This window comes from Pseudomonas sp. 5P_5.1_Bac1 (assembly GCF_025466015.1).
Classification (GTDB): Bacteria; Pseudomonadota; Gammaproteobacteria; order Pseudomonadales; family Pseudomonadaceae; genus Aquipseudomonas.
This window is the reverse complement of record NZ_JANLNX010000050.1, coordinates 137,090-150,026: the sequence shown is the minus strand read 5'-3', so window position 1 is coordinate 150,026 and position 12,937 is coordinate 137,090. Positions and strand designations below refer to the sequence as shown.

The 12,937-nt window shown below is 64.3% G+C and carries 11 protein-coding genes; 8 read left to right on the top strand and 3 right to left on the bottom strand.

Translation table 11 applies throughout. The features are described from left to right. The first annotated feature begins 40 nt into the window (after window positions 1-40). On the top strand, window positions 41-1,549 hold the full coding sequence (locus tag NTD82_RS10450) for a sigma-54-dependent transcriptional regulator (protein WP_095154285.1): 1,509 nt from the start codon (window positions 41-43) through the stop codon (window positions 1,547-1,549). 138 nt (window positions 1,550-1,687) lie between these two features. Here NTD82_RS10450 and NTD82_RS10445 read toward each other — a convergent pair whose 3' ends face one another. Then, window positions 1,688-1,828 carry a hypothetical protein gene (locus tag NTD82_RS10445; RefSeq protein WP_262128690.1) on the bottom strand — a complete coding sequence of 47 codons (141 nt, stop codon included), beginning with the start codon at window positions 1,826-1,828 and terminating at the stop codon, window positions 1,688-1,690. Between NTD82_RS10445 and gcvH the strand changes: the two genes are divergently transcribed. The 6 genes from gcvH (at window position 1,827) to NTD82_RS10415 (ending at window position 8,818) form a co-directional block, all read left to right on the top strand. Further along, complete coding sequence (gene gcvH / locus NTD82_RS10440) at window positions 1,827-2,210, top strand: glycine cleavage system protein GcvH (protein WP_262128689.1); 384 nt, start codon at window positions 1,827-1,829, stop codon at window positions 2,208-2,210. The two genes, NTD82_RS10445 and gcvH, sit on opposite strands and share 2 nt — an antisense overlap. An 11-nt stretch (window positions 2,211-2,221) precedes the next feature. Then, window positions 2,222-5,077 (top strand): aminomethyl-transferring glycine dehydrogenase, encoded by a 2,856-nt coding sequence (gene gcvP, locus NTD82_RS10435; protein WP_095154289.1) that lies wholly within the window; start codon window positions 2,222-2,224, stop codon window positions 5,075-5,077. A 70-nt stretch (window positions 5,078-5,147) separates the two neighbouring features. After that, window positions 5,148-6,524, top strand: coding sequence for an L-serine ammonia-lyase (locus tag NTD82_RS10430; RefSeq protein WP_262128688.1), 1,377 nt, complete (start codon window positions 5,148-5,150; stop codon window positions 6,522-6,524). Between the two features lie 27 nt (window positions 6,525-6,551). Beyond that, window positions 6,552-7,676 (top strand): glycine cleavage system aminomethyltransferase GcvT, encoded by a 1,125-nt coding sequence (gene gcvT / locus NTD82_RS10425; protein ID WP_262128687.1) that lies wholly within the window; start codon window positions 6,552-6,554, stop codon window positions 7,674-7,676. A 348-nt stretch (window positions 7,677-8,024) separates the two neighbouring features. Then, window positions 8,025-8,237 carry a cold-shock protein gene (locus tag NTD82_RS10420; RefSeq protein WP_095154295.1) on the top strand — a complete coding sequence of 71 codons (213 nt, stop codon included), beginning with the start codon at window positions 8,025-8,027 and terminating at the stop codon, window positions 8,235-8,237. A gap of 92 nt (window positions 8,238-8,329) precedes the next feature. Continuing rightward, entirely contained in the window at window positions 8,330-8,818 is a 489-nt protein-coding gene (locus NTD82_RS10415; protein ID WP_095154297.1) for an RDD family protein, read from the top strand. Between the two features lie 138 nt (window positions 8,819-8,956). Here NTD82_RS10415 and lptG read toward each other — a convergent pair whose 3' ends face one another. Next, window positions 8,957-10,018, bottom strand: a complete 1,062-nt coding sequence (gene lptG / locus NTD82_RS10410) for an LPS export ABC transporter permease LptG (protein ID WP_262128686.1) — start codon at window positions 10,016-10,018, stop codon at window positions 8,957-8,959. Further along, on the bottom strand, window positions 10,011-11,126 hold the full coding sequence (lptF, locus tag NTD82_RS10405; RefSeq protein ID WP_262128685.1) for an LPS export ABC transporter permease LptF: 1,116 nt from the start codon (window positions 11,124-11,126) through the stop codon (window positions 10,011-10,013). The genes lptG and lptF overlap by 8 nt, the downstream gene beginning before the upstream one ends. A 289-nt stretch (window positions 11,127-11,415) precedes the next feature. On the opposite strand from lptF, the gene NTD82_RS10400 reads away from it, so the two are divergent. Further along, window positions 11,416-12,909, top strand: coding sequence for a leucyl aminopeptidase (locus NTD82_RS10400; RefSeq protein WP_095154303.1), 1,494 nt, complete (start codon window positions 11,416-11,418; stop codon window positions 12,907-12,909). Window positions 12,910-12,937: the final 28 nt, after the last annotated feature.

Genomic DNA, 12,937 nt, shown 5'->3' with positions numbered 1-12,937 from the left:
GGGCATAATCGCCGCTTTCCAGCCGAACCTCTCCCACCTCATGCGCATCCACGTCAGCTTCATCGACCGCGTCGGCATCACCCAGGAAGTCCTCGCCCTGCTCGGTGCCCGCCATCTCAACCTGGATGCCGTGGAGATGGTGCCGCCGAACGTCTACATCGACGCGCCGACCCTGAGCCCCGCCGTTCTCGAAGAACTCCACGATGCCCTGCTCAACGTCCACGGCGTGCAGACCGTACGCGTGGTCGACATCCTGCCGGGCCAGCGCCGTCACCTGCAGCTCGATGCGCTGCTGGCAGCCATGAGTGATCCGGTCCTGACGCTGGACAGCGCCGGCCACATCCTGCTCGCCAACCCGGCGCTGATCGCGCTGTGCGGCCAGGAACCGGCCGGACGCTCCATCGCCGAACTGTTCGACGCCCCGGGGCTGCTCGACACCCTGATCGAGCAGGGCTTCCATCTGCCCATGCGCGAAGTGACGCTCAACGGCCAGACCCTGCTGCTGGACGCCACACCGATCACCGATGCCGGCGCGCTGGTCACCCTGTACCCGCCCAACCGCATCGGCGAACGCCTGTCGGCCCTGCACCACGACCACGCCGAAGGCTTCGACGCCCTGCTCGGTGACTCGCCACCCATCCGCACCCTCAAGACCCGCGCCCTGCGTGTCGCGGCCCTCGATGCGCCATTGCTGATTCACGGTGAAACCGGCACCGGCAAGGAGCTGGTGGCCCGCGCCTGTCACGCTATCAGCAGCCGTCATGCGGCGCCGTTTCTCGCCCTGAACTGCGCGGCCCTGCCGGAGAACCTCGCCGAAAGCGAGCTGTTCGGCTACGCCCCCGGCGCCTTCACCGGCGCCCAGCGCGGCGGCAAGCCGGGGCTGATGGAACTGGCCAACCAGGGCACGGTATTTCTCGACGAAATCGGCGAGATGTCGCCGTACCTGCAGGCCAAGCTGCTGCGCTTTCTCAGCGACGGCAGTTTCCGCCGGGTCGGCGGCGACCGCGAGGTCCGCGTCAACGTGCGCATCCTCAGCGCCACCCACCGCAACCTGGAAAAGATGGTCGGCGAAGGCACCTTCCGCGAAGACCTGTTCTACCGCCTCAACGTGCTCAACCTCGAAGTCCCGCCGCTGCGCGAACGCGGCCAGGACATCCTGCTGCTGGCCCGCTACTTCATGCAGCAGGCCTGCACGCAGATCCAGCGCCCGCTTTGCCGGCTGGCCCCGACCACCTACCCGGCGCTGCTGGGCAACCGCTGGCCGGGTAACGTGCGGCAACTGCAGAACGTGATCTTCCGCGCCGCCGCCATCAGCGAAAACAGCCTGGTGGACATCGGCGACCTGGATATCGCTGGCACCGCAGTGGCCCGCGAACACGACGGCGAAGTCGCCAGCCTGGAACAGGCGGTGGAAGACTTCGAACGCAACCTGCTGGAAAAGCTCTACGCCAGCTACCCCTCGACACGGCAACTGGCCAGCCGCCTGCAAACCTCCCACACCGCCATCGCCCACCGCCTGCGCAAGTACGGAATCTCCGGCAAAGCCTGAGTTCGTATCGAAAACGCTACAGCGGAACGAATTCGCTACACAGGGTAATAACCACGCCACCGAAGGGGTTTGATCCCGTTCGGCTTTTATCCGGCAAAAGCCCCGTAGCGATTTCGTTACACGCCACGTTGAAAACGGTCAATTAAATTCAGTCAAACTGTTGATTTTATTGAGCTTTTTAATAATGGCCGCAAACTTGCTATGGAAACTCCAGCCAGAGCCCGCACAGCGGGCCATCACCGCATCCGGCCGCGGCAGCGGCCCCTGAGGAGTTTCCATGAGCGAGTTGCGTTTTACCGAAGATCACGAATGGCTGCGCGCCGAAGCCGACGGCAGCGTCACCGTGGGTATCACCGCCTACGCCCAGAACGCGCTGGGTGACGTGGTCTATGTGCAACTGCCGGAACTGCAGCACTACGCCAAGGGCGCCGAAGCCTCCACCGTGGAATCGGTGAAAGCCGCCAGCGGCGTGTACATGCCACTGGACGGCGAAGTGGTCGCGGTCAACGAACTGCTGCAAGACAGCCCGGAACTGGTCAACGAAGACCCGCTGGGCGAAGGCTGGTTCTTCCGCTTCATCCCGGCCGACGCCGGCGCCATCGCGCAACTGCTCGACCAGGACGCCTACGACCGCCTGCTCAACGCCAACGCCGACGCTTGAGGAAATCCGCCATGACCATCAACCTCGGCACCGCCAACGAATTCATCGCTCGCCACATCGGCCCGCGCCAGGCCGATGAGCAGCACATGCTCGCCACCCTCGGCTTCGACTCGCTGGACGCCATGAGCGCCGCGGTCATCCCCGACAGCATCAAGGGCACCAGCGTGCTGGAACTGGGCGAAGGGCAAAGCGAGGCCGACGCCCTCGCCGCACTGAAAGCCATCGCCGGCCAGAACCAACTGTTCAAAAGCTACATCGGCCAGGGCTACTACAACTGCCACACCCCGGCCCCGATCCTGCGCAACCTCCTGGAAAACCCGGCCTGGTACACCGCCTACACCCCGTACCAGCCGGAAATTTCCCAAGGCCGCCTGGAAGCGCTGCTGAACTTCCAGACCCTGATCAGCGACCTCACCGGCCTGCCGATCGCCAACGCCTCGCTGCTCGACGAAGCCACCGCCGCCGCCGAAGCCATGACCTTCTGCAAGCGCCTGAGCAAGAACAAGAGCAGCCACGCCTTCTTCGCCTCCGTGCATTGCCATCCGCAGACCCTCGACGTCCTGCGCACCCGCGCCGAGCCATTGGGTATCGAAGTGGTGGTGGGCGACGAACGCGAACTGACCGACGTCAGCCGCTTCTTCGGCGCCGTGCTGCAATACCCGGCGAGCAACGGTGAAGTCTTCGATTACCGCGAGCTGGTGGAACGCTTCCACGCCGCCAACGCCCTGGTCGCGGTCGCCGCCGACCTGCTGGCCCTGACCCTGCTGACCCCGCCGGGTGAATTCGGCGCCGACGTCGCCATCGGCAGCGCCCAGCGCTTCGGTGTCCCGCTGGGCTTCGGTGGCCCGCACGCCGCCTACTTCTCCACCCGCGATGCGTTCAAGCGCGACATGCCGGGCCGCCTGGTCGGCGTGTCCATCGACCGCTTCGGCAAGACCGCCCTGCGTCTGGCCATGCAGACCCGCGAGCAACATATCCGCCGCGAGAAAGCCACCAGCAACATCTGCACCGCCCAGGTGCTGCTGGCCAACATCGCCAGCATGTACGCCGTCTACCACGGTCCGCAGGGCCTGAAGCAGATCGCCGCGCGCACCCACCACCTGACCGCGATCCTCAAGGCCGGCCTGTCCGCCCTGGGCGTCGCCGTCGAGACTGGCAGCTTCTTCGACACCCTGACCCTGGCCACCGGCAGCGCCACCGCCGACCTGCACCAGCAGGCCAGCGCACAAGGCATCAACCTGCGCCAGATCGACAGCGCCCGCCTCGGCCTGTCGCTGGACGAAACCAGCGGTCAGGCTGACGTTGAAGCCCTGTGGGCACTGTTCGCCAACGGCCAGGCCGTTCCGGACTTCGCCGCCCTCGCCGCGAGCACCGGCGCGCAACTGCCGGCCGGCCTGCTGCGCCAATCGGCGATCCTCGAACACCCGGTGTTCAACCGCTATCACAGCGAAACCGAGCTGATGCGCTACCTGCGCAAACTGGCCGACAAGGACCTGGCGCTGGACCGCACCATGATCCCGCTGGGCTCCTGCACCATGAAGCTCAACGCCGCCAGCGAAATGATCCCGGTGACCTGGGCCGAATTCGGCAACCTGCACCCGTTCGCCCCCGCCGCGCAAAGCCAGGGCTATCTGCAACTGACCTCGGAACTGGAAGCGATGCTCTGCGCCGCCACCGGCTACGACGCCGTGTCGCTGCAACCGAACGCCGGTTCCCAGGGTGAGTACGCCGGCCTGCTGGCCATCCGCGCCTACCACCAGAGCCGTGGCGATGACCGCCGCGACATCTGCCTGATCCCGTCCTCGGCCCACGGCACCAACCCGGCCACCGCCCACATGGCCGGTATGCGCGTGGTGGTGACCGCCTGCGACGCCCGCGGCAACGTCGACATCGACGACCTGCGCGCCAAGGCCCTGGAACACCGCGAAAACCTCGCCGCACTGATGATCACCTACCCGTCGACCCACGGCGTGTTCGAAGAAGCCATCGGCGAGATCTGCGCGATCATTCACGACAACGGCGGCCAGGTGTACATCGACGGCGCCAACATGAACGCCATGGTCGGCCTCTGTGCACCAGGCAAGTTCGGCGGCGACGTCTCGCACCTGAACCTGCACAAAACCTTCTGCATCCCGCACGGCGGTGGCGGTCCGGGCGTCGGCCCGATCGGCGTCAAGTCGCACCTGGCGCCGTTCCTGCCGGGTCACGCACACATGGAAAACAAGCAGGGCGCGGTCTGCGCGGCGCCGTTCGGCAGCGCCAGCATCCTGCCGATCACCTGGATGTACATCCGCATGATGGGTGGCGCCGGCCTCAAGCGCGCTTCGCAGATGGCGATCCTCAACGCCAACTACATCGCCCGTCGCCTGGAAGAGCACTATCCTGTGTTGTACACCGGCAGCAACGGACTGGTAGCGCACGAATGCATTCTCGACCTGCGCCCGCTGAAGGAAACCAGCGGTATCAGCGTCGATGACGTGGCCAAGCGCCTGATCGACTTCGGTTTCCACGCCCCGACCATGTCCTTCCCGGTCGCCGGCACGCTGATGATCGAACCGACCGAAAGCGAGTCCAAAGAAGAACTGGATCGCTTCTGTGAAGCGATGATCCGCATCCGCGAAGAAATCCGCGCGGTGGAAAACGGCAGCCTGGACAAGGACGACAACCCGCTGAAAAACGCCCCGCACACCGCCGCCGAACTGGCCGGCGAATGGCCACACGGCTACAGCCGCGAACAGGCGGTGTACCCGCTGCCGTCGCTGGTGGAAGGCAAGTACTGGCCGCCGGTGGGTCGTGTGGACAACGTCTTCGGTGACCGCAATCTGATTTGCGCCTGTCCGTCGATCGAGAGCTATCAGGACGCTTGAGTCCACTCGCAGGTCTTGTCGCCGCGGTTTGGCGATAAGACCCCACATCACTCCCCTGGAGGATCCTGCCATGTCACTCAGCGTCTTCGACCTGTTCAAGATCGGCATCGGCCCCTCCAGTTCCCACACCGTCGGACCGATGCGCGCCGCCGCGCGTTTCGCCGAAGGATTGCGGCGTGACGGCCTGCTGGCCGACACCCACAGCGTCAAGGTCGAGCTCTACGGCTCGCTCGGCGCCACCGGCAAAGGCCACGGCAGCGACAAGGCCGTGCTCCTCGGCCTGGAAGGCGAACACCCCGACACGGTCGATACCGAGAGCATCCCCGCCCGCCTGCAGGCCATCCGCAGCAGCGGCCAACTCAGCCTGCTCGGCGAGCACCGCATCGAATTCCACGAAAAACAGCACCTGGCGATGATTCGCAAACCGCTGGATTTCCACCCCAACGGCATGATCTTCCGCGCCTTCGATGGCGCCGGGCTGCAGATCCGCAGCCGCGAGTACTACTCGGTGGGCGGTGGCTTCGTGGTCGATGAGGATGCCGCCGGCGCCGACCGTATCGTCGAGGACCAGACCCCGCTGCCCTACCCGTTCAAGACCGCCCGGGAATTGCTCGCCCATTGCACCGCGCAGCAGCTCTCGATCAGCCAGGTGATGCTGGCCAACGAGGCCGCCTGGCGCCCGGAAAGCGAAACCCGCGAAGGGCTGTTGAAGATCTGGCAGGTGATGCAGGACTGCGTGGCTGCGGGTTGCCGCAACGAGGGCATCCTGCCCGGCGGGCTGAAGGTCAAGCGCCGTGCCGCCGCGCTGTACCGGCAGCTCTGCGCCAACCCCGAAGCCAGCCTGCGCGATGCCCTGTCGGTACTGGACTGGGTCAACCTCTACGCCCTCGCGGTGAACGAGGAAAACGCCTTCGGCGGTCGAGTGGTCACCGCCCCGACCAATGGCGCCGCGGGCATCGTCCCGGCGGTGCTGCATTACTACATGCGCTTCATCCCGGGCGCCAGCGACGACGGCGTGGTGCGCTTCCTGCTCACTGCCGCCGCCATCGGCATCCTCTACAAAGAAAACGCCTCGATCTCCGGCGCCGAAGTCGGCTGCCAGGGCGAAGTGGGCGTGGCCTGTTCGATGGCCGCCGGCGCCTTGTGCGAAGTCATGGGCGGCAGCGTGCAGCAGGTCGAGAACGCCGCCGAAATCGGCATGGAACACAACCTGGGCCTGACCTGCGACCCCATCGGCGGTCTGGTCCAGGTGCCCTGCATCGAGCGCAATGCCATGGGCTCGGTGAAGGCGATCAATGCGGTGCGCATGGCCTTGCGCGGTGACGGGCAGCACTTCGTGTCACTCGACAAGGTTATCCGCACCATGCGCCAGACCGGCGCCGACATGAAAAGCAAATACAAGGAGACCGCCCGCGGCGGTCTGGCCGTCAACATCATCGAATGCTGACACCCCTTTGAAACCCAGGAGTCATACATGTCCACCGAAACACTGCTGAAAACCCCGCTGCACGCCCTGCACCTGGAACTGGGCGCGCGCATGGTGCCGTTCGCCGGCTATGACATGCCGGTTCAGTACCCGTTGGGCGTCATGAAGGAACACCTGCACACCCGCGAGCAGGCCGGCCTGTTCGACGTCTCGCACATGGGCCAGATCCGCCTGCTCGGCGCCAATGCCGCCAAGGCTCTGGAAAGCCTGGTGCCGGTGGACATCATCGACCTGCCGGTGGGCATGCAGCGCTACGCCATGTTCACCAACGAACAAGGCGGCATCCTCGACGACCTGATGGTCGCCAACCTCGGCAACGACGAACTGTTCCTGGTGGTCAACGCCGCCTGCAAGGACCAGGACCTGGCCCACCTGCGCAAGCATATCGGCGCGCAGTGCGAGATCCTGCCGCTGTTCGAAGAACGCGCGCTGCTGGCCCTGCAAGGTCCGGCCGCGGTCAAGGTGCTGGAGCGCCTGGCGCCGCAGGTGGCAAGCATGACCTTCATGCAGTTCGCCCGCGTGCAACTGCTGGGCGAAGACTGCTTCGTCAGCCGCTCCGGCTACACCGGTGAAGACGGCTTCGAGATTTCCGTACCGGCGGACAAGGCCGAAGCCCTGGCCCGCCGCCTGCTGAGCGAGCCGGAAGTGGCGGCTATCGGTTTGGGCGCGCGCGACTCGCTGCGCCTCGAAGCCGGCCTGTGCCTGTACGGCCACGACATGAACAGCGAAACCACGCCGGTCGAAGCCAGTCTGCTCTGGGCCGTGTCCAAGGTCCGCCGCGCCGAGGGTGCGCGGGCCGGTGGTTTCCCGGGTGCCGAACGGATCTTCGCCCAGCAACAGTCCGGTGTCGCACGCAAGCGGGTTGGCCTGCTGCCACAGGAACGCACGCCAGTACGCGAAGACGCCGAAATCGTCGACGAAGCAGGCAACATCATCGGTCGTGTGTGCAGCGGCGGCTTCGGTCCGACCCTCGGCGCACCCGTCGCGATGGGCTATGTGGATAACGCGCATACGGCACTCGATACGCCCGTCTGGGCAATCGTGCGCGGCAAGCGTGTAGCGATGAAAGTCAGCAAGATGCCGTTCGTTGCACAGCGTTATTACCGCGGCTGATTGGCGAGGACAAAAAGTGTCATCGTGCGTTCGGGATATTCGATTTCGAACGCACTACCAAACTTTCGAACATGACGCTGGCAGTGCCCCGAAAAGAGGCCGTAAAAAACTGCCGGAAGTTGCCCAGAAGCCCTGAAAGCGGGGGGCTGCGGGGCTTGTTTTTTTCGAGAGAGTTAGCGTAGAGTCACTGCACTGTGTTTGCGTGGGTCGCATAGTTCGTGACCTGGACAGTAGCCTGAGATTCGCTACAACCCGTTCGACGTCTCTTACTTTCCTGCAACCCAGCCCAGTACTCTTTCATTCTGAAAGAAGCTGTTATTAATTCTAAGTTTCAAAGGAAATAAGACAATGTCCCAACGTCAGAGCGGTACCGTCAAGTGGTTTAACGACGAGAAAGGTTTTGGTTTCATCACTCCTGAAAGCGGTCCGGATCTGTTCGTACACTTCCGCGCTATTCAAGGTAACGGCTTCAAGAGCCTGAAAGAAGGCCAGAAAGTCACCTTCATCGCCGTGCAGGGCCAAAAAGGTCTGCAGGCTGACGAAGTTATCGCGGAAGCCTGATTCCCGATAAAAGCCCCTGCTGGCAACAGCAGGGGCTTTTTTGTGCCCGCAATTCCGTAGAATGGGCGTTTTTGCGCAAGGAGCCTTACCGCATGCCCAAGCAAATGCTTCAGCCTCAGGGCGAGTTTCCCGTAGCCGGACTGGGCCGTCGGCTGGCTGCAATGTTCTATGACTTCCTGCTGTGCACCGCCTTGTTGATGGTCACCACCCTCGTCTACAAGATGATCCAGATGTCCATCATCGGCGAAACCCAAATGCGCACGATGACCGAAGCCGGCGCCCTGGACGGCGATCCGCTGCTGTCCACCGTATTGCTGTTCGTGCTGTTCGGCTTCTTCGCCAAGTTCTGGACCCACGGCGGCCAGACCCTGGGCATGCAGGTCTGGGGCATACGGGTACAGAATGCCGACGGCTCGGCCATCGGGCTCTGGCAGGCGCTGCTGCGCTTCGTGGTGTCGATCGCGTCCTGGCTGTGCCTGGGCCTGGGTTTCTTCTGGGTGCTGATCGACAAGCGCAAGCGAAGCTGGCACGACATCTACTCGGAAACCCAGCTGGTACGGGTCCCGAAGCGCAAGAAGTGAGGCACAAAAAAGCCGACCCCACGGAGCAATGCCAGTCAGTTAACCCTATTCGCGGGCAAGCTCGCGATGGGCCTCAACTGATTTAGCTGCCTGGCATTGCCCTACGGGTCGGCTTTTTCTTGTCCGGGGGAAAGCTCGTCAGCCAGCCCGGCGCAACAGCCACACGCCAGCCAGCGCACAAATCCCTGCCGGCAACAGCACCGCCAGCAGCGGCGGGAAGCCGAACACCTGGCTCGACGGCCCCAGCAGGTCCTGGGCAATGCGGAACACGAAGCCCACCAGCACGCCGGTGAACACTCGCTGGCCCAAAGTCACCGAGCGCAGCGGGCCGAAGATGAAGGAAATCGCCATCAACACCAGCGCCGCAGTCACCAGCGGTTGCAGCACCTTGGTCCAGAACGCCAGCCAGTAGCGATCGTTGTTCAGGCCCTGGTCGGACAGGTAGTGGATGTAGTCCCACAGCCCGGTGATCGACAGCGATTCCGGCGCCAGCACCACGGTGCTCAGCAATTGCGGGGTCAGGGCAACATCCCAGCGTTCTTCGGCGCTCTTCACCACTTCGGTGTGGTCGCCGCGGAACAGGGTGCTGGTCACGTCGGTGAGCTGCCAATGGTCTTCCTGGTATTGCGCCTTGCGGGCAAAGCTGGAGGACAGCAGGTGACGCTCATTGTCGAAGTGATAGCGGGTCACACCCAGCAGCAGGCCGTTGGGCTGCACAGTGTTGATGTGCACGAACTCCTCGCCCTGGCGGTGCCACAACCCACGCTTGGAACTCTGCGCATCACCGCCGCCTTGTGCCAGCGAGCGCTCGGCCTGGGCCTTGTTCTCGGTGACAGGCGCCAGGTACTCGCCGATCAGCACGCCCGCCAGCATCAGCACCAGCATCGGCTTCATTACTGCCCAGACGATACGGCCAATGGAGACGCCCGCCGCACGCATGATGGTCAGTTCACTGTTGCTGGCCAGGCTGCCGAGGCCGATCAGGCAACCGATCAGGCCCGCCATCGGCAGCATGTCGTAGAGGCGGCGCGGCGCGGTCAGGACCACGAAACTGCTGGCATCCAGGAGAGTATAGGTATCGCTGATGTCGCCCATCTCGTCGATGAAGGCGAACAGCGACGCCAGGCCGAGAATGATCCCCAGCACGGCGAGGATCGCCATGAACACGCTTTTGCCGATGTAGCCGTCGAGTTTATGCACGGGCCACCTCCGCACGACGCGAGCGCATCTTCAGGCGCAGCGGTTCCCAGTACATCAGCCCCAGGCCGATCAGCAGGAATAGCCCGTGCACCGGCCACAGGCCCAGGGCGATCGGCATCTTGCCTTTCTCCAGGGCGCCACGGGCGGCAATCAGAATCGTCAGGTAAGCCATATACAGAAGAATCGCCGGCAGCAGCTTGAGGAAACGGCCCTGCCGCGGGTTGGCCCGCGAAAGGGGTACCGCCATCAGGGTCACGATAAACACCAGCAGCGGCAGCGACAGGCGCCACTGCAACTCTGCCCGCTCGCGCAGGGCATCGCTCTTGAACAGTTCTGACGTCGGGATCGCCTCGCGCTCGGTGATGTCCGAGCTGACTTCCGGCTTGGGCAGCAGCACGCCATAGGTGTCGTACTTGATCGCGCGGTAGTCGGCCTGGCCCGGGTTACCGTCGTAACGGTAGCCATTTTCCAGAATCAGGTAGCGATTGCCGTCGGCCTGCACTTCCTGACGACCCTTTTCGGCCACCAGCACGCTGATGCCGCGGTCCTTGGTCTTGTCCTGAGAGAAGCGCTTCTCGGAAATGAACACACCGCCCAGTCGCACGCGGTCGTCGGAGAGTTGCTCGGTGTAGGTCACCCGCGTCCCGTCGCGCAGCGTCTGGAAACGCCCCGGCACCAGGGTGTCGAACTCGGTCAGGGCATCTTGCTGGTTGATGATCTGCGCCACCTGGGTAACGCCCTGCGGAGCAAGGCTCAGGCTCAGCCAGGCTACCAGCAGCGCAATCAGCGCGGCCGGTGCCATGGTCATGGCCAGCAGACGCTGCTGGCTCATGCCGGTGGCGGAAAGCACGGTCATCTCGCTTTCCAGGTACAGGCGCCCGTAGGCCAGCAGGATGCCAAGGAACAGCCCCAGCGGCAGGATCAACTGCAGGAAACCGGGAAGCCGGTAGCCCATGATCATGAACAGCACGCCCGGGTCGAGCATGCCCTGCGCGGCCTGGGCCAGGTATTTGATGAAGCGCCCGCTCATGATGATGACCAACAGCACAGCGCTGACGGCACTCAAGGTCACCAGGACCTCGCGGGACAGATAACGGAAGACGATCAAACCAGCCACTCCTGGGTTGTCAGGCTCGGACAGCCGAACAAGGAAAACGTTGCAACCAAGATAGTTGCCGGTCCGCAAGACGGACCCGGACAGTGAAGTCGGCGCATTATCCTGTGATTGACCGTGCCTGTCACTTCGCGCCGCGCGATGCTTGAAAACGGGGTTGTCACAGGCGCCGCGCCGGGCTCAAACTGGCGGCTTTATGTCTGGCCCGCCGCCGCGCCGCCAGGCTGCTTCGAGCGCTCGCAGAGAATTGCGCGCACTGACCGTTCATTCCGGGGACCCTGACATGGAATTGGTTGTAAAAAGCGTAGCCGCAACATCCTTGAAAACCGCCACCCTGGTACTGGGTGTAGGCGAAGGCCGCAAGCTGGGCGCCCACGCAAAGTCCGTCGATGAAGCCAGCAATGGCGCCCTGAGCACTCTGCTCAAGCGCGGCGACCTGGCCGGCAAGGTCGGCCAGACCCTGCTGCTGCAAAGCCTGCCCGGCGTGAAGGCCGAGCGCGTTCTGCTGGTCGGCACCGGCAAGGACGACGCGCTGAGCGATCGTAGCTGGCGCAAGCTGGTCAACAGCGTGCTGAACGTTCTCAAGGGCCTGGGCGGCAGCGATGCGGTACTGGCCCTGGACGAAGTCGCCGTCAACGGCCGCGACGCCCACTACGGCAAGGCCCGCCTGCTGGCCGAAACCCTGCTCGACGGCGAATACGTCTTCGACCGCTTCAAGAGCCAGAAAGCCGAACCCCGCGCCCTGAAGAAAATCACCCTGCTCATCGACAAGGCCGGCCTGGCCGACACCGAGCGCGCGGTCAAGCACGCCACCGCCATCGCCAGCGGCATGCGCCTGACCCGCGACCTGGGCAACCTGCCGCCGAACCTGTGCCACCCAAGCTACCTCGCTGAAGAAGCGAAGAACCTCGGCAAGGCCTTCAAGAGCCTCAAGGTCGAAGTCCTCGACGAGAAGAAGATCAAGGACCTCGGCATGGGCGCGTTCTACGCCGTCGGCCAGGGCAGCGACCAGCCGCCACGCCTGATTGTCCTCAACTACCAGGGCGCGAAGAAAAGCGAGAAGCCGTTCGTGCTGGTGGGCAAGGGCATCACCTTCGACACCGGCGGCATCAGCCTCAAGCCCGGTGCCGGCATGGACGAAATGAAGTACGACATGTGCGGTGCCGCCAGCGTCTTCGGCACCCTGCGTGCCGTCCTCGAGCTGCAACTGCCGATCAACCTGGTGTGCCTGCTGGCTTGCGCCGAGAACATGCCGAGCGGCGGCGCCACCCGTCCTGGCGACATCGTCACCACGATGAGCGGGCAGACCGTGGAAATCCTCAACACCGACGCCGAAGGCCGTCTGGTGCTGTGCGACACCCTGACCTACGCCGAGCGCTTCAAACCGCAGGCGGTGATCGACATCGCCACCCTGACCGGCGCCTGCATCGTCGCCCTGGGCAGCCACACTTCCGGCCTCATGGGCAACAACGACGAGCTGGTGGAGCAACTGCTCAGCGCCGGCAAGCGTGCCGATGACCGCGCCTGGCAACTGCCGCTGTTCGACGAGTACCAGGAGCAACTGGACAGCCCGTTCGCCGACATCGCCAACATTGGCGGCCCGAAGGCCGGCACCATCACCGCAGGCTGCTTCCTGTCGCGCTTCGCCAAGGCCTACAACTGGGCGCACCTGGACATCGCCGGCACCGCCTGGATCAGCGGCGGCAAGGACAAGGGCGCCACTGGCCGTCCGGTCCCGCTGCTGACCCAGTACCTGCTCGACCGCGCCAACGCCTGATGCGCAGCCAACCGGTCGCGCCCACGGG